This is a genomic window from Lentzea sp. CA-135723, from assembly GCF_050936595.1.
GTDB lineage: Bacteria > Actinomycetota > Actinomycetes > Mycobacteriales > Pseudonocardiaceae > Lentzea.
Genome location: NZ_JBNJMK010000002.1, coordinates 1076670 through 1096560, shown reverse-complemented (window position 1 = coordinate 1096560; position 19891 = coordinate 1076670). Strand labels below are relative to the sequence as shown.

The following is a 19891-nucleotide window of genomic DNA, read 5'->3' as shown; positions in this document are numbered from 1 at the left end:
GCGTGCACGCTGTGTACCCGCCTATCGTCGGGTTGTGGTCCCGATTACACGGCCTGCGCGAGCGAGACCGCGAACCGCCCCTCGGCGTCGGTCCACCAGCGGTGCAGCGAAAATCCGGCGTCCTCCAGCTCTTGACGCACGCCGTCCTCGCGGAACTTGGCCGACACCTCGGTCCGCAGTTCCTCACCTTCGTGGAACTCGACGGTCAGCCCGAGGTCGGCGAGGCGCACGGTCATCGCCCGCTTCGCCCGCAGCCGCATCTCGATCCACTCCTGCTCGGCGTTCCACAACGCCACGTGCTCGAACGCCTCGACGTCGAAGTCCCCGCCGACCTCGCGGTTGAGCACGTTCAGCACGTTGCGGTTGAACTCCGCCGTCACGCCCTGCGCGTCGTCGTACGCCCGCACCAGCGTGCCGGGGTCCTTCACCAGGTCGGTGCCGAGCAGCAGCCACTCCCCCGGTTCGAGCACGTCCCGGACCGTGCGCAGGAACTTCTCCCGCTCCTCCGGGATCAGGTTGCCGATCGTGCCGCCCAGGAACGCCACGACCCGCGGCGACTCGCCCGGCAGCAGCGACAGGTGCTGCGTGAAGTCGCCGACCACGCCGTGCACCCGCAGCCCTGGGTAGTCCGCCATGATCGCGTGCGCGGCCTCGGTCAGCGCCGACACCGACACGTCCTGCGGCACGAACTCCTTCAACGTCCCGTGTTCCCGCAACGCGCTGAGGAGCAGCCTGGTCTTCTCCGAAGATCCGGAACCCAGCTCCACCAACGAGTGCGCGCCGGTGGTCGACGCGATCTCGCCCGCGCGCTCCGCCAGCACCTCGCGTTCGGCACGGGTCGGGTAGTACTCGGGCAACCGCGTGATGTCCTCGAACAGCGCACTGCCGACGGCGTCGTAGAACCACTTCGGCGAGACCCACTTCGGGTCCGCGGTCAGTCCGGCCCGCACGTCGGCACGTAGCGCGTGTGCGGCGTCCTCCGGCGTGAGATGAACGTCCAGCACCGGCTCGGTCATATCGGTCGAACCTCCACAGTGGATGGAACGGCGGTGACCACGTGCCGGTCGGGGATCTCCCGCCAGCCCGGGTCGTCGTCGAGCGGTTCGGACGCGAGTGTCACGCCCTCCCCTTGCTGCAGCACCCACAGGGCGTGTGTCCACGTCGTCCCCACGAGCACTTTCCCGTTGGTCAGCAAGAAGTTCAGCCGCGACTTCGGCGCCGCGTCCGCAACTTCCCGCACGAGTTCAACAAGCGCCTCGGCCGGATCCTTCCCGCTCTCCAGACGGCGCCGCAGCACCGTCCACAGCAGAGCGGAGTCGGTGGGCGCGTCCATGGTGAGCAGATCGGTGACGTCGACCGTCTTCGCGAGTCCGGCCACGGTGTGCGGCCAACCGTCGATCCGCCCGTTGTGGCTGAAGAGCCAGGCGCCGTCGGTGAACGGCGCGCAGGCGGCATCGGTCACCGGCATGCCCGTCGTCGCCGACCGCACCGCCGCCAGGAAAGCGCCCGAGGACGTCGATGCCAGCTGGCGCAGGTTCGGGTCGCTCCACAACGTGCCCGCGCGCCGGTACCGCACCGGGCCGGGGAACCAGCCGACGCCGTAGCCGTCGACGTTCACGGTTCCCCCGGCCCGCATGTCGCGCGGCGCGTAGGACTGGTGCTCCAGCGAGTGCGGTGCCTCGAAGAGCGGGCCCCCGACGGGCACGGCTGCGCCCAGGTAAGCCAGGTGGCGGCACATCGGCCTAGGCGTCCCTGGCGCAGCGGAAGCCGGCGAAGATCTGCCTTCTGATCGGGTAGTCCCAGTTGCGGAACGTGGAACGGATCGCGGACTTGTCGGTGCCGAACGAGCCTCCGCGCAGCACCTTGTAGTCCGGCCCGAAGAACACCTCGGAGTACTCCTTGTACGGGAACACCTCGAAGCCCGGGTACGGCCCGAAGTCGCTCGACGTCCACTCCCACACGTCACCGATCAGCTGGTGCACGCCCGCGGGCGACGCCCCCGCCGGGTACGCGCCGACCGGGGCCGGACGCAGGTGCCGCTGGTTGAGGTTGGCGTGGTCCTCGGTCGGTTCCTCGTCACCCCACGGGTAGCGCCGGGTCTTGCCCGCCGCCGTGTCGAACCGCGCGGCCTTCTCCCACTCGGCCTCGGTGGGCAGCCGCTTGCCCGCCCACGTCGCGTAGGCCTGCGCCTCGTGGAAGCACACGTGCACCACGGGTTCGTCCGGCACGATCGGCTCGGTCACGCCGAACGCCGTGCGCACGAACGAGTTCTCCTCGCGCTGCCAGAACCTCGGCGCCTGGAGCTTCGCGTCCAGCCGGTGCTGCCAGCCCTCGTCCGTCCACAGTCGACGGTCGTCGTACCCGCCCGCCAGGATGAACTCGGCGTACTCGCCGTTCGTCACCGGTGTCGTGTCGATGAAGAACGAGTCGACGTGCACGGCGTGCGCCGGCCGTTCGTTGTCCAGAGCCCACGGTTCGTCCGAAGTGCCCATCTCGAACGGTCCGCCCGGAATGAACACTTCCGTCGTGGGCACCAGACTTCCCGGCGGAGGTGCCGGAGCGTGCAGCACCGGTTCGCCCGTGCGCAGCTGGTGCGTGGCGAGCATCGTCTCGTCGTGCTGCTGCTCGTGCTGCACGATCATGCCGAACGCGAACCCGTTCTCGACGAGCCGCCGCCCCTGCAACGGGACCTTCTCCAGCACGTCGAACACCTTGCCGCGCACGTCCCCGACGTACTGCCGGGCCTCGCGCGGGTTCAGCAACGGCAGCTCGGGACGCACCGAACGACTGAACTTGAACGCGTCGTAGTACTCGTCGATGTCGCTGCGCACCGGTTCGCGTCCGCCGACGTCGCGAACGAGCCACAGCTCTTCCTGGTTGCCGATGTGCGCCAGGTCCCAGACCAGCGGCGACATCAACTTCGAGTGCTGCCGGACGAGGTCGTGCTCGTCGACGGCATCTGTCAAGGCGATGGAACGCGCGCGCGAGCGCAACAGTTCCCCCGCCACCTGCTCGCGGAGTTCTTCGGTCACAGCTTCCCCTCAAGCTCCCGGCTGATGGTGCTGATCTGATCGGGCGAGAGTCCCGTACGAGGCAATGCCTCAACGCCCAGCGCCACAACGTCTTTCGCGGCACGCGCGATGCGTTCGTCCGCCAAACCGTGCCGTGCGGCCACCAGCCACCGCCCGGCGGCCCGTTCCGTCGCCGCCAGCACACCGTCCACAACGGACGGATCGCTGAACAGCGCGACGAGCAGCGCACTCGGCGCGACCCACCCGCCAGGCGCGGGCGTGTCGAGGTATCTGATCTCCAGGTACCCGCGCGGGCGAACCGGCGGGAACATCAACGACATGTGGTAGTCGAGGTCGTCGCTCGTGGGCGCACGGTCGTGTGCCCCGGAAATCCACTCGGCAAACGTGAACCGCCGCTTCGGAATCCAGTTGGGACCCGGCCCGCGCACGACGATCACGGGCGTGTCCAGGACTCTGCGCGCGTACGCCTGGGCCGGATCGGCGCACACAGCCGCAGGTCTGGTGCGCACGGGATCGCAGCCGTACAAAGCTCTCATCCGGGCCGAAGCCCATCCTTCGTGCATCCCGCCGATGCTCGGCGAGTTCGCGAACAACGCGATCATCACCGGCCCGAGCTGGTGCACGGCCGCCCACCGGTCCTGCAGGTGCTTGGCCTCACCGAAGTCGAGGCAGACCTGCAGACCCGCGGTGTTGCACATCATCGAGATGCCGTCGAGGCCGAGCGCGCCGAACGCGTGCTCCATCGCGGCGTACCGCGGCACCTGCAACATGCGCGTCGGATGTCTGTGCAGGTCAGCGCCCCTGTCACCGAGCACGAGACCGTGCTGCGCCAGCATCTCGGTGAGGTGGGCGATGTCCTGGGAGACCGTCCGGAAGAGGTCCGGGAGGCTGGTGCAGGGAGGAGTGGAGATCTCGACCTGCCCGCCGGGTTCGACGGTCAGCGGGGTGCCGCTGGGAAGCGGCCGCTGGGGGCTGTCGGGCACGAGCGTGGGTGGTGCGTGCTCACCGAGCGCGGCGGCGAGCCGGTGCCGATCGAGGACCTGAGCAGGGTCTTCGGCGTGGTGGACGGTCCATTCCAACTCCACCCCGAAGAGCCTCGGAGGCCCGTGCTTGAAACAGACCGAGGCCACATAAGCCTCGGCCTCGGCGCGGTCGGCGAACCTCGCCGGCGCCGGTTGGTCACGCAACGCAGTCACGCTGCCACACTCCCCGTGATCGTCTGGCCGTTTCGACGCTACACGCGGGGTCTGACACTTGCAGCCCTCAAATCCTTACGAAACAAGTGAAGTGCCCGTGTGCACGCGTGCACACGGGCATTCGTCTCACATCGTGAGGCTAGGAGCGCCGAGCATTGGAACGGCCGCGCAGCACCGTGTTGGCGGTTGACGCGTTCTTGATGGCCGTCTCGATCTGCGCCATCGAAGAACCGGACGTGATGCCCGGCACCGTCGCGGTGTTCAACGCGTACAACGTGAACGTGTACGGGTTGGTAGAGCCACCGGGGCAGGGCCCGAAGTACTTGAGGGAATTGGCCCCCGACTCCATCGCCTTCTGCTTGGCAGACCCCTGACCGGGTACGTTGAACCCGGACCCGAGGTTCTCCGGCAACGAACGGACGTTGCCGGGAATGTCCCAGATCGCCCAATGGAGCTTGTTGCCGTTGTTCACGCGGTCCGCGAACACGATCGCGTAGGCGACGGCACCCGACGACTCACCCCACGCGAACGGCGGGGACGGGTCCTGGCCCGGCACGCCGTCACCCGCGCACGTGTGCTTGGCCGGGATCATCGCGTCGTCTGCAAAGGCTGTGGACGAAAGCTTAAAAGCAGAGCCGCCTTCGTAGACGATGTCGATGTGCAGGATGCGGTCGTTGCCGGCCGAGCCGTCCTTGTCGGTCGTGGTGGTCAGCCAGATGTCGCCGTCGCGGTCCACCTCGACCGTGCGGAGGCGGTTGTAGGTGCCCTGGAAGTAGATCTGCTGGTCGACCAGGTTGCCGTTGGCGTCGATGCGCATGCGGTAGATGCGCTGGCCGACGGTGGTGGCCACGAAGACGTAGTCGTTGATGATGGTCAGGCCCGAGGGTGAGGCCTGCGAGGTCGACCAGGTCTTCTTCGGCGGGATGGTGCCGGCGCAGTTGCCGATCGTGCCTTCGCACGGTTCCCAGCCGTAGTTGCCGCCCTTGGTGATCAGGTTGACCTCGTCCTGCTGCGAGTTGCCGAACTCCGAGGCCCACAGGCGGCCCTGCGAGTCGAAGTCGAGGCCCTGCACGTTGCGGTGGCCGTAGGACCAGATCGCCTTGCCGGGGAACGGGTTGTCGGACGGGATGGAGCCGTCCGGGTTGAGGCGCAGGATCTTGCCGGCGTTGGTGTTGAGGTTCTGCGCGTTGTTGCCGTTCTGCGCGTCGCCGGTCGAGACGAACAGGTACCGGCCGTCCGGGCTGAACCGCAGGCGCCCGCCGTTGTGGTACCGGTTCTTCGGCACGCCGGACAGCAACGTCGTCCAGCCGGAGAGCCCCGAACCGTCGAACACAGCCCTGACCAGCCGGTTTCCGTCCGCGTAGGTGTGGTAGATGTACACGAAACGGTCGGAGGCGAAGTTCGGCGAGACCTCGATGCCGAGCGCGCCGCCCTCACCGTTGGTGCCCATCGCGCCCGGCACCTTGCCGACGACGGTCTTCGTGCCGCCCTCGGTCACGCGCAGCACGTTGAACGTCTCCCGTTCGGTCACCAGCGCCGAGCCGTCGGGCAGGAACGCGAGGCCCCACGCCACGTCGACGCCGGACGCGATCTGCGTGACGGAGCCGGGGTTCGGCACGCCCGTGCCACCACCGGCGGAGGGCTTCACGGAGATCTCGTTCGAGAACCCGGACAGGTTGCCGGCGGCATCGCGAGCCCGCACCTTCACCGCGTAGGTCTGCCCGGTCACCAGGCCGGCGATGGTCGCGGACAAGGCCGAACCGTCGGCGGTCTGCTTCAGCGCGCCGTCGAAGTGGATCTCGTAGCCGGTCACGCCCACGTTGTCCGTGGAGCCGTTCCACGCCACCGAGACGCTGGTCGACGTGGCACCGGTCGACCGCAGCGACGACGGCGTCGTGGGCGCCTGGTTGTCGACGGGCGCGGGCTTGGTGCGGCCCGGCACGTTGTTCGAGGCCTGCGAGACGTTGCCCGCCCGGTCCTTCGCGAACACGGTCCAGTCGTACTCCACATCAGGACGCAGCCCGGTCGCGGTGCCCTCCAGCACGTTGCCGACGCTCGTGACGAGCTGGCCGTGCTGGTAGATGTCGTACCCGGTGACACCGACGTTGTCCGTGGCGGCTTCCCACTTCAAAGTCACCGAGTTGTGCGTCGACGACACGAACTGCAGGTTCCGCGGCGGCGTGGGCGCCTCGTTGTCCGGAGGCCCGACCAGCACGGCGGAGAGCTTGTCCGCGTTCGGCCCGCCGTTCGCGGTCGTCGCGGTCGCCTTGATCTTGTTGGCACCCGCGTGCAGCGTCACGCGCAGGGTCCGCGTCTGCCACGTCGTCCAGGCCCCGGTACCGGGGAACGACACGGTCTGGGCAGAGGCGCCGTCCACGGTCACCGACACCGGGCGGTCGACCGTCGTGCCGTTGGCGTAGCGGAACGCGAGGTCGTGCTCGCCACCGGACTCGGCGTTGATCGTGTACTCGACCGACGAGCCGATCACGTTGTCGTAGTTGACGAATCCCCTGCCGGAGAACCCGGCGTGGTTCGACTCCACGACGCCCTGCGAGATGGTCGCGTCCTCGGCCTCCTGGTCGAGGGCGGGCACCGCGGAGAGCTCCTCGACCTCCAGGTAGTCGAGGTTCGGGCCACCGGTGGCACCCGTCGACGTCACCTTGATCTTGTTCGAGCCCGCGACCAGCGAGACGGTGTTCTCGGCCGACGCCCACGTCGTCCAGGCGCCCGTGCCGGCGAAGGCCCGCTCGTCCACGGCCACGGCGTCGTTGACCGACACGTCGACCGGCCGGTTGTCCGCGGTTCCGTTGGCGTAGCGGAAGACCAGCTTCGCGGCACCCGCGCGCGAGGCGTTGACCGTGAACTCGACCGACGAGCCCACCACGTTGTCGACGTTCACGAACCCGGCCCCGGAGAACCCGGCGTGGTTCGACTCCACCACGCCCTGCGAGATCGTCGCGTTCTCCGCTTCGTAACGCACCGGCGCCGCGACGGCGGACTCCGGCGAGGACATCACTGCGATGGCTGTTGTGCAGGCAACACCCATCGTGCCGAGCGCGCGAAACGCCCGGCTTCTGCTCGGTGCCACTGTTGTGCCTCCCACAAGACGGGTAGGGGGATCACGCGGAGCGGCGGCGGATTCAGTTTTAGACAAGAAACTTTCCTGACTGTCGCGCAGATCACACCACTGCGTGACAGCCCGAGTCAACCCCGTCCCAGAACTGCGGGAAAGCGCTTACCAAATCCCGTTACCGATCCCGGTTCTCGGCCAGCGCCACGATGAGATCCGAGACCGTCCGGCTGAGCAGCAGATCGACGACGTGGACGCCTGTGGACTCACGCCGCTGCCACCCGAGGCGCTCGGCGAGCGCCGACAGCTTGATGATCTCCGGGGTGTCCATGGCCGCAGAGGATATGACCAGAACGCCGCCCATCGGGACAGGCGAGGCCGAAGATCCACACGAACGGGCACGGCCACGAAGATCACACCAACGGACGTGTCCAATCCGTACGTACGGATTGGATTTCCCTCCCCTGTCCTGACACCATCTGCAGGTGCCCAGGGTGAGCCAGGACCACCTCGACGCCCGCCGCCGTCAGATCCTCGACGGTGCGCGTGCCTGTTTCGCGCGCCACGGCTACGAGGGTGCCACGGTACGCCGTCTCGAAGAGGCCACGGGACTCTCCCGCGGTGCCATCTTCCACCACTTCCGCGACAAGGAGTCGCTCTTCCTCGCGCTCGCCGAGGACGACGCCCTGAGAATGGCGGACGTGGTCGCCGAACAAGGCCTCGTTCAGGTCATGCGCGACCTTCTCGACGAACCGGAGAAAAGGGACGAGGAACACGCGGCCGACTGGCTCGGCACGCGTCTCGAGGTCTCGCGCCGCCTCCGCACGGATCCCGATTTCCGCGCCCGCTGGGCCGAGCGGTCCGAACAGCTCACGGCCGCCACCCGGCAACGCCTCATCCGGCAGCGCGAAGCCGGAAACCTGCGCGACGACGTCGACGTCACGGTGCTGACGAACTTCCTCGAGCTCGTCCTCGAAGGCCTCGTCTCGCACCTCGCGATGGGTCTCCCGGCGGACGACATGGAACCGGTGCTCGATCTAGTGGAAGAAACCGTGCGCCGGCACCGTCGCAGCTCTTGAGAGTTCCGTGAACACCACGCACTGTGGACGGCATGTCCCAGCTGAAGACCGCCGCTCAGTTCTTCGCGCTGCGCACGCTCGTCCGCGGCTACGCGCTCATGGGTGACCCGTACGCCGGCGTCATCGCCTCGCCGCCGAACCGCGACCCGTACCCGATGTACGAGAAGGTGCGCGCCAAGGGCGACATGGTCCGCAGCCGCATGGGCGCGTACGTCACCGGCTCCCGCGAGATCTGCGACTCGGTCCTGCGGGACAACAGGTTCGTCACCGCCACGTTCGACGAGGCGTCGATGGTGCCGATCACGCTGGTCCAGGACGGCGAGAAGATCGTCAACCCCGTGCAGGACTCGTTCCTGATGAAGAACCCGCCGGACCACACCAGGCTGCGCAAGCTCGTCCAGCCGTTCTTCACGCCGCGCGCCTTGAAGGACCGCACGACGTCCATCCAGAAGATCGTGACCGACCACCTCGACCGGCTCGGCGACCGCTTCGACGTCGTCACGGAGTTCGCGTCGCAGGTCCCGATCCAGGTCATCGCCGACCTGCTCGGCGTCCCGGACGACCACAAGGACGTCTTCGCCCGCTGGGGCAGCGCGCTGGCCGAGACGCTCGACGGCGTGTGGTCGTACCAGCAGCTGAAGGCCTTGCACGCCACCATCATCGAGTACAACGACTTCATCGACGGCCTGATGGACGAACGCCGCCGCCACCCGCAGGACGACATCGTCAGCCACCTCGTCACCCAGCACGACGACCTCAGCCGCGAGGACCTCGTGGCCACGACCGGGCTGCTGCTGTTCGCGGGCTTCGAGACGACGGTGAACCTGATCAGCAACGGCGTGCTGAAGGCGTTCGAGAACCCGCACACCGTCGCGCCGCTGTCGCAGAGCCCCGAGTACGCCGAGGGTTTCGTGGAGGAGGTGCTCCGGCTCGACCCGCCGGTGCAGTACACGATCCGCTGGCCGAAGGAACGCCTGGAGCTCGCCGGCGTGAGCCTGCCCAAGGGAATGCCGGTCATGTTGATGCTGGCCGCGGCCAACCGCGATCCGAAGGTTTTCCGGGACCCGGCCAAATTCGACCCGACGCGGTCCAACGCGCGCGAGCACCTCGCGTTCAGCGCGGGAATCCATTACTGCATCGGCGCGGGACTCAGCCGGATCGAAGGCCAGCTGGCGCTGCACGAGCTCTTCAAGCGGTTCCCGAACCTCGCCGCGGACGGCCCGGTGACGCGCAGGAAGTCGAAGCTCATCCGCGGCGCGTTGCGACTTCCGGTGCGAGCGGGCGAAACCAAACGGTCACTCGCAGTGAACTGACGCTGACCTGGGGCGAAATCTGTTGCGACGAGTGCTCGACTTCACCCGCGTGGAGCAATGTTCGTGCCCCAATGACACATCTCCGTAGTGCATGCTTAGAAGCGAGAGGGAGACCCGCCGCACCGCCGCCGCGACGGGCCTCCCTCTCACCTTGTTTCGAAACTTCCCTTTACTCGACGCCCACCATCAGTTTGTTGATGGAAGGCGCCGCAACGGCGAGCGCGAGGCCGAGAACAACGGCCGCGCCACCCAATGTGAAGAAGTACGCGGAAGGGCTCGTCGTGTAGAACTTCACGAGCTGGGCGGCCACACCGGTACCCGCCGAAACCGCGAGGAACCACAGGCTCATCGTCTGCGACGCGAACGCCTTGGGCGCCAGCTTCGTCGTGGCCGACAGACCGACCGGCGAGAGCATGAGCTCACCCGCGGTCATGATCAGGAACATCACCACGAGCCACAGCGGCGTGACCTTGCCGTCTGCCGCCGAGTTGCTCGCGAAGTACATGAGCACGAACGAAAGCCCGACCAGCACCAGCGACCCGGCGAACTTGCGCGGGGTCGACGGCGCGCGGGTGCCGAGCTTCAGCCACAGGAACGCGAAGACCGGCGCCAGCACGATGATCATGATCGGGTTGATCGACTGGAACCACGCGACCGGGAACTCCCAGCCGAACACGTGGTTGTCGACGTGCGAGTCCGCGAACTCCGCGATCACCGACGCGCTCTGCTCGAAGATCAGCCAGAACATGGCCGCCGCGACGAACAGCGGGATGTACGCGAGGACGCGCGGCTTCTCCTCCGGCAGCGTCTTCTTGCTGCGGTACATCACGGTGAAGTAGCCGATCGGCAGGACGATCGACATGACGCTGATCAGCAGGATGACGCCGTCGACGTCGCCGAGCACGTACGCGAGGAGACCGAGGCCCGCGACCGCCACCGCGATCACGCCGATGATCCCGTAGACGCGGCCCTTCTCGGCCGGGTGCAACGGGTTCGGCGGCACGGCGGCCGAGCCCTTCAGGTGCTTGCGGCCCATCCGGTACTGGATCAGGCCGAGCGCCATGCCGACCGCGGCCGCGGCGAACCCGGCGTGGAAGCCCCAGCCGTCCGCGAGCGAGCCGGTGATCAGCGGCGCGATGAACCCGCCGATGTTGACGCCCATGTAGAAGATCGTGAAGCCGGCGTCGCGGCGCTTGTCCTCACGGCTGTAGAGGCCGCCGACGATCGTCGAGACGTTCGTCTTGAGCAGGCCGGTGCCCAGCACCACGAAGATCAGGCCGAGGTACACGCCCGCGAGGCCGATCGGGACGGCCAGTGCGATGTGACCGCACATGATCAGCACGCCGCCGATGAACGCCGCGCGCTGCCCGCCCCACAGCCGGTCCGCGAGCCAGCCGCCCGCGACGCTCGACATGTAGACCGCCGTGCCGTAGATGGCGACGATCGACAGGGCCAGGGCCTTGTCGACGCCCAGACCTCCCTCGGAGACGGCTGTCCACAGGTAGAGGCCGAGGATGGCCTTCATCCCGTAGAACGAGAACCGTTCCCAGAGTTCGGTGAAGAACAGGGTGGAGAGGCCTCGGGGGTGCCCGAAGAATCCCTTGTCCTGCTCGGAGATGCTGGCGCTGGGTGCGCTCACAGTCATCGTCCCTTCGTGTCAACGATGTCACGGCGGAGATCCGGTCGAGGTTACGCCGAACGCGTGTACGGCCACCAAATCGGGTTGCGTCCGAGTGGCCCAACTCTCACGCCGGGGTGCGGGGTTGGGCGAGATTTGATGCACTGCTGGGATGGAGTTGATCCAGGCGCACGGCGTGGCGATGACGGAGTTCGACCGGAGGGTGCGCGAGATCGCGCCGGACCAGTGGACACTCGGCACCCCTTGCCGGGAGTGGTCGGTGAGGGACCTCGTCGGTCACCTCGTCTACGAACAGCTCTGGGCCCCTGAGTTGCTCGCGGGCTGCACGGCCAAACAGGTCGGCGACAGGTTCGACCACGACAACCTCGGCGACGACCCGCTCGTGTCCTGGGTCGTGGCGGCCGCGGCGGCCCGCGAGGCCTGGCTCGGCCCGCACGCGCTGGCCAAACCGGTGAGCGTCTCGTCGGGGAAGCTCGACGCCGAGGAATATTGCTGGCAGATGACCGCGGATCTCGCGGTGCACGCCTGGGACCTCGCCCGCTCGATCGGCGCGGACGAACGAATTGATCCCGGACTCGCGTCGGCCGTTCTGGGTTATGTGGAACGCAACATCGACGACTGGAGTGGTTCGTCGATGTTCGATTCGCCCGTTCCGGTTGCGCCGGACGCGGACGACCAAACGCGCCTGATCGGACTTCTGGGACGTAAGCCTTAAGGCCTTGACGCGTGTTGCTTAAGTTGCGCACTCTATTGCTGCCGCCGCTTTCAGTCAGGAAAGTTCCCTGTCGAAAGAGGCAACAATGCGCAAGCTCGCCCCAGGGCTTTTCGCCGTGTCCGCACTCGTCGCTTCCCTGTTCGCGTCGCCCGCCGCGCACGCCGCCGGGCCGTCCGCGTCGCAACTGCTCGCCAAGCTCACGTCGTGCCAGCAGATCTCGTCCGGCAAGTACCGCAGCGACTCCGAGACGGCCGCGAACATCCCGGTCTGCGGCAAGAACGGCGCCGTTTGGTACAAGGCCGACCTGGACGTCGACTGCGACGGCCAGCGCACCTCGAAGTGCAACGAGCAGACCGACCCGTGGTACCAGGACGACACCGCGTTCCACGACTCCAAGGGAAAGCCGCTGGTCGCGGACAAGCTCCCGTACGTGGTCGTGCCCTCGGCCAGCGGCACGTGGGACTACCGCAAGTTCGGCATCCAGGGCGGCGGTGTCGTGGCCGTCATCTACAACAACCGCGTCGAGTACGCCGTGGTCGGTGACACGGGCCCCACGGCGATCATCGGTGAGGCGTCCTACGCGACGGCCGTGAACCTGGGCATCAACCCCGACCCCGAGAACGGCGGTTCGGACGGCCCCGTGCACTACATCTACTTCAAGAACTCGAAGGTGTCGCCGATCGAGGACCACGCGAAAGCCACCTCGCTCGGCGAATCGCTCGCCCAGCAGTTCCTGAGCCAGAACTGACGAATTCCCGGTCGTTGTTCCGAAACGCCCCGCCCCGCATCCCCCTCGCCTCCTGCGAGGCGGGGCGTTCCTTTCCCCCGCCGCGATCACCGGCCCCCCGCCGTTGATCGCACCGCATTTCTACCGGGAGATCGTTGTCCGGTGTCGGCGCGCGAAAAGTGGACAACGCCCGCCGGACAACGATTCGGGAAACAACGCTGCCCCCGGCGCCGGATGCGCCGGGGGCAGCGGGTGCCGGACGGATCAGCCGACGTGTGATCGACGTCCGCACCGGTGGTTGGTCGTGGGTGGACCGGTTCCTGAGCGTGCCAGCCGCTCGTGACAGGCCCCTGAACGTCAGATGACCTTCTGCTCCAGAGTGACGCACCTGATACCCACGGCGTCGAGGTGCTCGCTGACCCGCACGAACCCCGCGCTCTCGTAGAACCGGATGTTGCCGTCGCTCTCGGCCCCGGTGAACAGCCAGACGCCTTTCACCTCATCGGGTGCACGTCCGCTGACCGCTTCGAGCAGCGCGCGGCCGATTCCGCCTCCCTGGACGTCCGGCGCGACGGCCAGCCGCGCGACCTCCATGCGGTCGCCGTCGACCCGGCTGCGCACCGACCCGATCAGCCGCGGCCCGTCGAACGCGCCGACCGACGGCGTTCCGTCACCCAGGTGCCGGCGGATCTCGTCGAGGGTCTCGACCAGCGGCGGCAGGTCCCACGCCCCGTACCGGCGGGCCTCCGCCAGGTACGCGGCGCGCTGGATCGTCATGACCTCACCGGCGTGGGCGGGCGTCAACTGTCCGAAGTGGACGCTCACGGCCCGGTGACCCCCGGCGCCCAGCTCTCCGGGATGCCGCTCTCGGTGAGGATCATCTGGTGGTCGTGGAACCCCTCCGGCGCGTCCGGCTGCCACGGCCACTGGCCCTGCGGCGTCGGCACGATGATCTGCAGCGCGGCGAACTCCGACCCGTCGTAGAGCAGGTACGCGCTCCCGAAGAACTCCGGGTAGAACCCCTTGTAGACCCGCTCGAACGTGATCGGCACGCCCTCGAAGAAGTCGTCGTAGAGCTTGCCGGGCTGGAACCGCTCGCCCTCGCTGGCCCGCTTCACGTACATGTTGACGAGGTTCTCGCCCATGCCCTGCGGCAGCCCGATCACCACCGCCTCTGCGACCCCGAACCGGCGCCAGGCCCCCACCGAGAACACGTAGCCGGGACCTTCGGCGTCCGGGTTCACCACGATGTTGGTGTGCCCGAACCGGTCGGCCGCGGACAGCAGCCGCGCCCTCAGTTCGATGTCTTCGTCGGAAAGCACGCCACCCACCCTACGGCACCGTTCCGGCGCCTTATGCCTGCTTGGAGCTGTTCCAACGCTCCCACCTTCAGGCAGATTTGGCCGGAAACGATAGAGGTTTCGCGGCCGCCGGCCCTACCGTCCGTCCATGCCCAAGAGATCGTCCAGCGTGGTGGGCCGCGAGTTCGGCAACGGCATGCGCGCCGCCATCGACGCCACCGGCATGACCCAGCGCGAACTCGCCGTGAAGCTCGGCTGGCAGGAGGCCAAGCTCTCGGACATGCTCGCCGGCAAGGGCGGCGTGACCGAGACCGAGGTCCGCGAGCTCCTCGCCTATTGCCGCACACCACTGGCGGAGCGCGAACGCCTGATCGAGCTGTTCCGCGAGCAGGGAAGCGTCTACCTCCAGGTGCCAGACAACGGTGTCCCGGAGCAGGTCCAGACACTGATCAATCAGGAGAAAGAATCCGACGAGACCACCGGCTGGTCGATGAACCTCGTGCCGGGCCTGCTCCAGATCCCCGAGTACATCACCGTCGTCACCGAAGCCGCCCCGGTCGAAGCCGAGGACGTGCCTGCCCTCGTCGCGGCGCGCGTGGCGAGAGCCGAGATCCTCGAGCCGGGCCGGAAGTTCACCTTCTTCGTGCACGAGAACGCTTTGCTGCTCCAGGTCGGCGGCGAAGAAGTGTGGCGGGAACAACTCGCCCACCTCCTGCGGATGTCGGTGCGCAGGTACATCAGCATCCGAATCATCCCGAGGTCTGTCGGCATGCACGCGGGAACGTCCGGTGACTTCCGGGTGATGAAGTTCCCGAAGTACCCACCGGTCGTCTACATCGAGAGTGTGCGGTGCTGCTTGTTCTTCGACGACAAGGAGACCGTCGACACCTACGAGACCATCCTGAAGGACCTCGCTGCTGTCGCCTTGGATGAGGAACAATCTAGGGCGGTGATCAACAGCATCTTGGAGGGTCTCCAATGACCAACTGGCTGAAGAGCAGCTACAGCGGCGACAGCAACAACTGCTTGGAGATCGGCTGGCAGAAGAGCAGCTACAGCGGAACCGGTGACAACTGCGTCGAGGTAGGCCGGGGGGTTGGCATCCGGGACAGCAAGGCCCCCGCCACCCACCTCCCCTTCTCGCCCGCCGCGTGGTCGGCGTTCCTCACCGACGTGAAAGCAACCAGCTGATCGCCACCGCCACCACCGCGACGACCACGGCCTGGCCGATCATCATCCAGCCGAACGCGTCCGCGTAGACCGCCGCCTGGCCGGGGTGTCCGGCGGCGGTGTCGTGGGCGAGGTCCTCGGGCAGGGCTCGTCCGATCAGCCAGGCGATCGTCGCCGCGTACGCGCCCACCGCGACGGCCTCGCTGCCGATCCGCACGAGGTTGAGCACGCCCGAGGCCGTCCCGGTGCTGTGCGCGGGCACGGTCGCGAGCGCCTCGGCGTCGATCCGCCCCAGCGGCAGGCCGAACCCGAACCCCACCAGCAGCATCGGCACCACCAGCCAGCCGAGCCAGTTCCCGGGCGCCAGCAGCACCATCCCCAGCGATCCCAGCACCAGCGCCGCCAACGACACCGCGATGACGGTCCTCGGTGAGCCGCGCATGCCGAGCACCGGTCCGACCAGCACCGGGATGGTCATGGGCAGCATGAGCAACCCGGCCGTTCCCGCCGGCAGGCCCGCGATCCCGCTGAACGCGACCGGCAGGTACGTCAGCAGCGTGACGAAGCCGAACGCCCCGGCGACCGTGACGAGGGCCAGCGCGAGGAAGTAGTTGTTGCGCAGCAAGGAGAAGTCGACCTTGCGGCTTCCGCTCGTGCGCGGGTTCGGCAGCAGCCCGCTGAACGCGAGTCCCGGCACGGCCAGCACCGCGTGCGCCACGAACACCCCTCGCCAGCCGAACGCGGCGATGAGCGCGCCCGAGATCGTGGGGCTCAACGCCAGCCCGAGCCCGATGACCGTGCCGAACACGGCGAACGCGCGCTTGCGTTCGGCGCCGCCGAAACCGTTGGACAGCAACGAACTCGCGCCCGTCGCCACCGCCGCGCTGCCGATCCCGGCCGCCACGCGCGCGACGTCGAGCACCACGAGGTTCGGCGCGAGCGCGCTGGTGGCCGAGGCCACCAGCAGCGTTCCCACGCCGATCCGGAACGTCCTGCGGTACCCGATCCGGTCAGAGGCGACCCCCCAGACCAGTCCGAAGACCGCGAACGCGACGCTGAACCCGTTGACGACCCACTGCAACCTCGCGGGGTCGCTGCCCAGGTCGTGCGCGATGAGCGGCAGCGCGATGGCCGTGCCCGAGATGCCCATCGGGATCACGAACACCGCGAGCATGATGATCGGGATCAAGCCGCGTAGCCGCCGTCGACGTCGATCGAGGCGCCGTTGACGTACGCGGCGTCCGGCCCGGCCAGGTAGGCGACCAGGCTCGCGACCTCGTCGGCCGTCCCGTACCGCCCGATGGCGATGTGCGCCCGCGAGAAGTCCGCGCGCGGCCCGTCGGCGGGGTTCATGTCGGTGTCCGTCGGCCCGGGCTGGATGTTGTTGACCGTGATGCCCCTGGCGCCGACCTCGCGGGCGAGCGCCCTGGTGAACCCGGCGACCGCGGCCTTGGTGAGCACGTAGAGCGTGCCGCCGGGATACGTGACCCGGTCGGCGTTGATGGAGCCGACGGTGATGATCCGCCCGCCTTCTCGGAAGTGCTTCACCGCTTCCTGGCTGGCGGCGAACACGCTGGTCTGGTTGACCGCGACCGTCCGGTCGTACTCGTCGTCGCCGACGTCGGTGATGGGCTTGACGTCGATCACCCCGGCGTTGTTGACGAGCACGTCGAGCCGGCCGAACCGCTCCACGACCTCGCGAACCCCGGCCCTGACCGCGTCCCGGTCGCCAGCGTCGACCTTGATCGCGAAGGCCTTCCCGCCCTTGTCCTCGATCGACTTCACGACCAGTTCCGCCTGGTCAGGCGATGCGTAGTAAGTGATCGCGACGGTCGCGCCCTGGTGCGCGAGCCGTTCCGCGATCGCCGCCCCGATCCCCCGCGACCCACCGGTGACGATCGCGACCTTGCCTTCGAGCTCCATGGTTACCCCTTGTTGTTGAGTGCTCGTTCAAGATGTCACCGCAGAGCTTCGCCTCGCAAGTGCTATCTTGAACGGGTACTCAAAAAAGTGAGGAGGCCCACGATGGCGATCGGCAGGCCGCGCGAGTTCGACACGGAGGCCGTGCTGGACTCCGCCATGCGCGTGTTCTGGGCCAAGGGCTACGAGGGCGCGACGATGTCGGACCTCACCACCGCCACGAACCTCAAGCCGGGCAGCATCTACGCCGCCTTCGGCTCGAAGACGGGCCTCTTCAAACAGGCCGTCGAGCACTACATCTCGACGATCTTCGCCTACGGCCCCGCCGCCCTCGCCGCGCCCACCGCACGTGAGGTCGTGCGGCTCTTCCTGCTGGGCGCGGTCGACGCCACCACCGGCGCCGACACCCCGGCGGGCTGCCTGCTCGTGCAGAGCGCCCTCTCCCCCGGCGACACGGCCCTGGAGGCGAAAGCCGAGCTCAACGCGCGGTGGCGGTCGGCGGAGGAGGTCCTCACGTCGCGCTTCACGCGGGCGTCGGAGGAAGGCGACCTGCCTGCCGGGACGGACCCGCGGGACGTGGCGGTCTACGTGCTGTCGGTGTCGCAGGGCATCGCGGTGCAGGCGTCGACGGGCGCGTCCCGCGAGCAGTTGAGGCGCATCGTCGACCTGACCCTGCGCACGCTGCCCTGGGAATGAACGCGCCGCGAGCTTGGTCCAGCGGCGAACGGGGCCGATTGTCCGGTCATTGATGTCCGGCGCCCAGCAGCCCGGCGCCGGACAGCACTTGCTGGGCAGTCTCGGGTCGTCGGCCGGAACAATCGGCCCGAACGAGGGATCACGACAATGCGCAAGACAATTGCCGCGACGCTGGGCGCGGCCGCCGTGATGGCGGCGGGCCTCATGCCGATCAGCGCGACCACGGCGGCCGCGGCCGACTACCCGGTCACGGAATTCCGGGTGCCGTACGGCGCGAGCGTCATCACGGGCTCCGTCACGTGGCACAACCGCGACGTCGTCATCACCGGCGAACTCAGGGCGCGATCCTCCACGAAGCAGGCCCGGTTCCGTGGTCTGGCCGAACACTGTGACACGGGCATTGACACCCGAACGGCACAGGCAGGCGAAAACCGGCCGTTCCGCGTCCCCTTCGACTGCAACTACCCGGGCGGATTCACCTACGTCGTCGTGGCCCTGTGGGACGGTGCGGACCACCGCGGCACTGCGGTCTGCACCAGGCAGGGCTGCACCAACGAAAACTGAATCCGGCACTCATCGGAACACATCGCCTGAACGCAGAACGCCGGCCACGCTCTCGCGTGACCGGCGTTCCTGCGCGTTCGTGGTCAGCCGACCTCGGCCATGACCTCGTCCGACACGTCGAAGTTCGCGAAGACGTTCTGCACGTCGTCGCAGTCCTCCAGCGCGTCGATCAGCTTGAAGATCTTCCGCGCGCCCTCGGCCTCGAGCTGCACCGACACCGACGGCAGGAAGCTGGAGTCCGCCGAGTCGTAGTCGATGCCGGCTTCCTGCAGCGCCTTGCGCACCGGGATCAGGTCGCCCGCCTCGGACACGACCTCGAAGGCCTCGCCCAGGTCGTTGACCTCCTCGGCACCGGCCTCGAGCACCGACATCATGACGTCGTCCTCGGTCGTGCCCGACTTCGGCACGATCACGACGCCCTTGCGGCTGAACATGTACGACACGGAGCCCGGGTCGGCCATCGAGCCGCCGTTGCGCGTCATCGCCGTGCGCACCTCGGACGCGGCACGGTTGCGGTTGTCCGTGAGGCACTCGATGAGCACCGCGACACCGTTGGGGCCGTAGCCCTCGTACATGATGGTCTGCCAGTCGGCGCCGCCGGCCTCTTCGCCACCGCCGCGCTTGCGGGCGCGTTCGATGTTGTCCAGCGGCACCGAGTTCTTGCGGGCCTTCTGGATCGCGTCGTACAGCGTCGGGTTGCCGTCGGGGTCGCCGCCGCCCGTGCGGGCCGCGACCTCGATGTTCTTGATCAGCCGCGCGAAGAGCTTGCCGCGCTTGGCGTCAATAGCGGCCTTCTTGTGCTTGGTGGTCGCCCACTTGGAGTGGCCGCTCATTTCTCCTCCGTCGAACCGCGAACCATGTCAACGAACAGGCGGTGAACACGTTCGTCACCCGTGAGCTCCGGGTGGAACGCCGTCGCCAGCACGTTGCCCTGCCTGACCGCGACGATCCTACCGGCGGCGTCTCCCGCCTCAGCCGTAACAGGCACCGTAGCGAGAACCTCGACCCCTTCGCTCACCGACTCCACCCAAGGCGCCCGGATGAACACGGCGTGAACCGGCTCGCCCGCCAGGTCGAGGTCGGTCTCGAACGAGTCGATCTGCCGGCCGAACGCGTTCCGGCGCACCGTCACGCCCAGGCCACCGAGCTGCTCCTGGTCGTCCCGGCCGTCCAGCACGGTCTCGGCCAGCAGGATCATGCCCGCGCACGACCCGTACGCCGGGAAGCCCGCCTTGATCTTGGCGCGGAGCGGCTCCAGCAGGTCGAAGTTGACCAGCAGCTTGCTCATGGTCGTCGACTCGCCGCCGGGGATGACGATGCCGTCCAGCTCGTCCAGCTCTTCGGCCCTGCGCACGGGCCGTGCGGTGACATCGCACTTCGCGAGCGACACGAGGTGTTCCTGAACGTCGCCCTGCAGGGCGAGCACGCCGATGACGGGTGGGGCAGCGACAACCATGCTCACCAGCATA

General features: G+C 67.9%; 21 protein-coding genes. 8 read left to right on the top strand and 13 right to left on the bottom strand.

Translation table 11 applies throughout. The annotated features are described in order from the left end of the window. Window positions 1–44 precede the first annotated feature (44 nt). The 6 genes from egtD to ACQEU1_RS41000 form a co-directional block, all read right to left on the bottom strand. The gene (egtD, locus tag ACQEU1_RS41025) at window positions 45–1016 is read right to left on the bottom strand and encodes an L-histidine N(alpha)-methyltransferase (protein WP_433214866.1); all 972 of its coding nucleotides are present in this window, start codon (window positions 1014–1016) and stop codon (window positions 45–47) included. Beyond that, complete coding sequence (gene egtC / locus ACQEU1_RS41020) at window positions 1013–1738, bottom strand: ergothioneine biosynthesis protein EgtC (protein WP_433214863.1); 726 nt, start codon at window positions 1736–1738, stop codon at window positions 1013–1015. Before egtC ends, egtD begins: the two co-directional genes overlap by 4 nt. A gap of 4 nt (window positions 1739–1742) precedes the next feature. Further along, entirely contained in the window at window positions 1743–3032 is a 1290-nt protein-coding gene (egtB, locus tag ACQEU1_RS41015) for an ergothioneine biosynthesis protein EgtB (RefSeq protein ID WP_433214860.1), read from the bottom strand. After that, window positions 3029–4228, bottom strand: coding sequence for a glutamate-cysteine ligase family protein (locus ACQEU1_RS41010; RefSeq protein WP_433214857.1), 1200 nt, complete (start codon window positions 4226–4228; stop codon window positions 3029–3031). Before ACQEU1_RS41010 ends, egtB begins: the two co-directional genes overlap by 4 nt. A gap of 139 nt (window positions 4229–4367) precedes the next feature. After that, window positions 4368–7241: a PQQ-dependent sugar dehydrogenase gene (locus tag ACQEU1_RS41005; protein ID WP_433214854.1), complete on the bottom strand. Its 2874-nt coding sequence runs from the start codon at window positions 7239–7241 to the stop codon at window positions 4368–4370. Between the two features lie 235 nt (window positions 7242–7476). Next, on the bottom strand, window positions 7477–7629 hold the full coding sequence (locus ACQEU1_RS41000; protein WP_433214851.1) for a hypothetical protein: 153 nt from the start codon (window positions 7627–7629) through the stop codon (window positions 7477–7479). A 154-nt stretch (window positions 7630–7783) separates the two neighbouring features. On the opposite strand from ACQEU1_RS41000, the gene ACQEU1_RS40995 reads away from it, so the two are divergent. Both ACQEU1_RS40995 and ACQEU1_RS40990 read left to right on the top strand, forming a co-directional pair. Then, on the top strand, window positions 7784–8377 hold the full coding sequence (locus tag ACQEU1_RS40995) for a TetR/AcrR family transcriptional regulator (RefSeq protein ID WP_285641206.1): 594 nt from the start codon (window positions 7784–7786) through the stop codon (window positions 8375–8377). A gap of 32 nt (window positions 8378–8409) precedes the next feature. Beyond that, complete coding sequence (locus ACQEU1_RS40990; protein ID WP_433214847.1) at window positions 8410–9690, top strand: cytochrome P450; 1281 nt, start codon at window positions 8410–8412, stop codon at window positions 9688–9690. 169 nt (window positions 9691–9859) lie between these two features. Here the strand turns inward: ACQEU1_RS40990 and ACQEU1_RS40985 are convergent, their stop codons facing one another. After that, window positions 9860–11335, bottom strand: a complete 1476-nt coding sequence (locus ACQEU1_RS40985) for a peptide MFS transporter (protein ID WP_433214844.1) — start codon at window positions 11333–11335, stop codon at window positions 9860–9862. A 145-nt stretch (window positions 11336–11480) separates the two neighbouring features. Here ACQEU1_RS40985 and ACQEU1_RS40980 point away from each other — a divergent pair, with 145 nt between their 5' ends. After that, on the top strand, window positions 11481–12044 hold the full coding sequence (locus ACQEU1_RS40980; protein ID WP_433214841.1) for a TIGR03086 family metal-binding protein: 564 nt from the start codon (window positions 11481–11483) through the stop codon (window positions 12042–12044). A gap of 85 nt (window positions 12045–12129) precedes the next feature. Continuing rightward, window positions 12130–12792: a glycoside hydrolase family 75 protein gene (locus ACQEU1_RS40975; protein WP_433214838.1), complete on the top strand. Its 663-nt coding sequence runs from the start codon at window positions 12130–12132 to the stop codon at window positions 12790–12792. Window positions 12793–13128: 336 nt separating this feature from the next. Here the strand turns inward: ACQEU1_RS40975 and ACQEU1_RS40970 are convergent, their stop codons facing one another. Together ACQEU1_RS40970 and ACQEU1_RS40965 are read right to left on the bottom strand one after the other, a co-directional pair. After that, the gene (locus tag ACQEU1_RS40970) at window positions 13129–13596 is read right to left on the bottom strand and encodes a GNAT family N-acetyltransferase (protein WP_433214835.1); all 468 of its coding nucleotides are present in this window, start codon (window positions 13594–13596) and stop codon (window positions 13129–13131) included. Next, the gene (locus ACQEU1_RS40965; protein WP_433214832.1) at window positions 13593–14093 is read right to left on the bottom strand and encodes a DUF4262 domain-containing protein; all 501 of its coding nucleotides are present in this window, start codon (window positions 14091–14093) and stop codon (window positions 13593–13595) included. The genes ACQEU1_RS40970 and ACQEU1_RS40965 overlap by 4 nt, the downstream gene beginning before the upstream one ends. 127 nt (window positions 14094–14220) lie before the next feature. On the opposite strand from ACQEU1_RS40965, the gene ACQEU1_RS40960 reads away from it, so the two are divergent. Together ACQEU1_RS40960 and ACQEU1_RS40955 are read left to right on the top strand one after the other, a co-directional pair. Next, window positions 14221–15054, top strand: a complete 834-nt coding sequence (locus ACQEU1_RS40960; RefSeq protein ID WP_433214829.1) for a helix-turn-helix domain-containing protein — start codon at window positions 14221–14223, stop codon at window positions 15052–15054. Then, window positions 15051–15263, top strand: a complete 213-nt coding sequence (locus tag ACQEU1_RS40955; RefSeq protein WP_433214826.1) for a DUF397 domain-containing protein — start codon at window positions 15051–15053, stop codon at window positions 15261–15263. The genes ACQEU1_RS40960 and ACQEU1_RS40955 overlap by 4 nt, the downstream gene beginning before the upstream one ends. On the opposite strand, the gene ACQEU1_RS40950 is transcribed toward ACQEU1_RS40955, so the two are convergent. Both ACQEU1_RS40950 and ACQEU1_RS40945 read right to left on the bottom strand, forming a co-directional pair. Beyond that, window positions 15238–16431 (bottom strand): MFS transporter, encoded by a 1194-nt coding sequence (locus ACQEU1_RS40950; protein WP_433214823.1) that lies wholly within the window; start codon window positions 16429–16431, stop codon window positions 15238–15240. The genes ACQEU1_RS40955 and ACQEU1_RS40950 overlap by 26 nt on opposite strands. Then, window positions 16428–17165, bottom strand: coding sequence for a 3-oxoacyl-ACP reductase family protein (locus tag ACQEU1_RS40945; RefSeq protein ID WP_433214820.1), 738 nt, complete (start codon window positions 17163–17165; stop codon window positions 16428–16430). The genes ACQEU1_RS40950 and ACQEU1_RS40945 overlap by 4 nt, the downstream gene beginning before the upstream one ends. A 102-nt stretch (window positions 17166–17267) precedes the next feature. Here ACQEU1_RS40945 and ACQEU1_RS40940 point away from each other — a divergent pair, with 102 nt between their 5' ends. After that, entirely contained in the window at window positions 17268–17858 is a 591-nt protein-coding gene (locus tag ACQEU1_RS40940; protein ID WP_433214817.1) for a TetR/AcrR family transcriptional regulator, read from the top strand. Between the two features lie 147 nt (window positions 17859–18005). Next, window positions 18006–18422, top strand: coding sequence for a hypothetical protein (locus ACQEU1_RS40935; RefSeq protein ID WP_433214814.1), 417 nt, complete (start codon window positions 18006–18008; stop codon window positions 18420–18422). Between the two features lie 83 nt (window positions 18423–18505). Here ACQEU1_RS40935 and ACQEU1_RS40930 read toward each other — a convergent pair whose 3' ends face one another. Then, complete coding sequence (locus ACQEU1_RS40930; RefSeq protein ID WP_433214811.1) at window positions 18506–19255, bottom strand: YebC/PmpR family DNA-binding transcriptional regulator; 750 nt, start codon at window positions 19253–19255, stop codon at window positions 18506–18508. Next, window positions 19252–19878 (bottom strand): pyridoxal 5'-phosphate synthase glutaminase subunit PdxT, encoded by a 627-nt coding sequence (gene pdxT, locus ACQEU1_RS40925; protein WP_433214808.1) that lies wholly within the window; start codon window positions 19876–19878, stop codon window positions 19252–19254. The genes ACQEU1_RS40930 and pdxT overlap by 4 nt, the downstream gene beginning before the upstream one ends. Window positions 19879–19891: the final 13 nt, after the last annotated feature.

Coding starts and splice junctions, on each gene's coding strand:
- ACQEU1_RS40990 (WP_433214847.1), top strand. CDS start 8,410: ATGTCCCAGCTGAAGACCGCCGCTCAGTTCTTCGCGCTGCGCACGCTC.
- ACQEU1_RS40935 (WP_433214814.1), top strand. CDS start 18,006: ATGCGCAAGACAATTGCCGCGACGCTGGGCGCGGCCGCCGTGATGGCG.
- ACQEU1_RS40945 (WP_433214820.1), bottom strand. CDS start 17,165: ATGGAGCTCGAAGGCAAGGTCGCGATCGTCACCGGTGGGTCGCGGGGG.
- ACQEU1_RS40955 (WP_433214826.1), top strand. CDS start 15,051: ATGACCAACTGGCTGAAGAGCAGCTACAGCGGCGACAGCAACAACTGC.
- ACQEU1_RS40980 (WP_433214841.1), top strand. CDS start 11,481: ATGGAGTTGATCCAGGCGCACGGCGTGGCGATGACGGAGTTCGACCGG.
- ACQEU1_RS40940 (WP_433214817.1), top strand. CDS start 17,268: ATGGCGATCGGCAGGCCGCGCGAGTTCGACACGGAGGCCGTGCTGGAC.
- ACQEU1_RS40930 (WP_433214811.1), bottom strand. CDS start 19,255: ATGAGCGGCCACTCCAAGTGGGCGACCACCAAGCACAAGAAGGCCGCT.
- ACQEU1_RS41005 (WP_433214854.1), bottom strand. CDS start 7,241: ATGTCCTCGCCGGAGTCCGCCGTCGCGGCGCCGGTGCGTTACGAAGCG.
- egtC (WP_433214863.1), bottom strand. CDS start 1,738: ATGTGCCGCCACCTGGCTTACCTGGGCGCAGCCGTGCCCGTCGGGGGC.
- ACQEU1_RS40960 (WP_433214829.1), top strand. CDS start 14,221: ATGCCCAAGAGATCGTCCAGCGTGGTGGGCCGCGAGTTCGGCAACGGC.
- pdxT (WP_433214808.1), bottom strand. CDS start 19,878: ATGGTTGTCGCTGCCCCACCCGTCATCGGCGTGCTCGCCCTGCAGGGC.
- ACQEU1_RS40975 (WP_433214838.1), top strand. CDS start 12,130: ATGCGCAAGCTCGCCCCAGGGCTTTTCGCCGTGTCCGCACTCGTCGCT.
- ACQEU1_RS40985 (WP_433214844.1), bottom strand. CDS start 11,335: ATGACTGTGAGCGCACCCAGCGCCAGCATCTCCGAGCAGGACAAGGGA.
- egtD (WP_433214866.1), bottom strand. CDS start 1,016: ATGACCGAGCCGGTGCTGGACGTTCATCTCACGCCGGAGGACGCCGCA.
- ACQEU1_RS41000 (WP_433214851.1), bottom strand. CDS start 7,629: ATGGACACCCCGGAGATCATCAAGCTGTCGGCGCTCGCCGAGCGCCTC.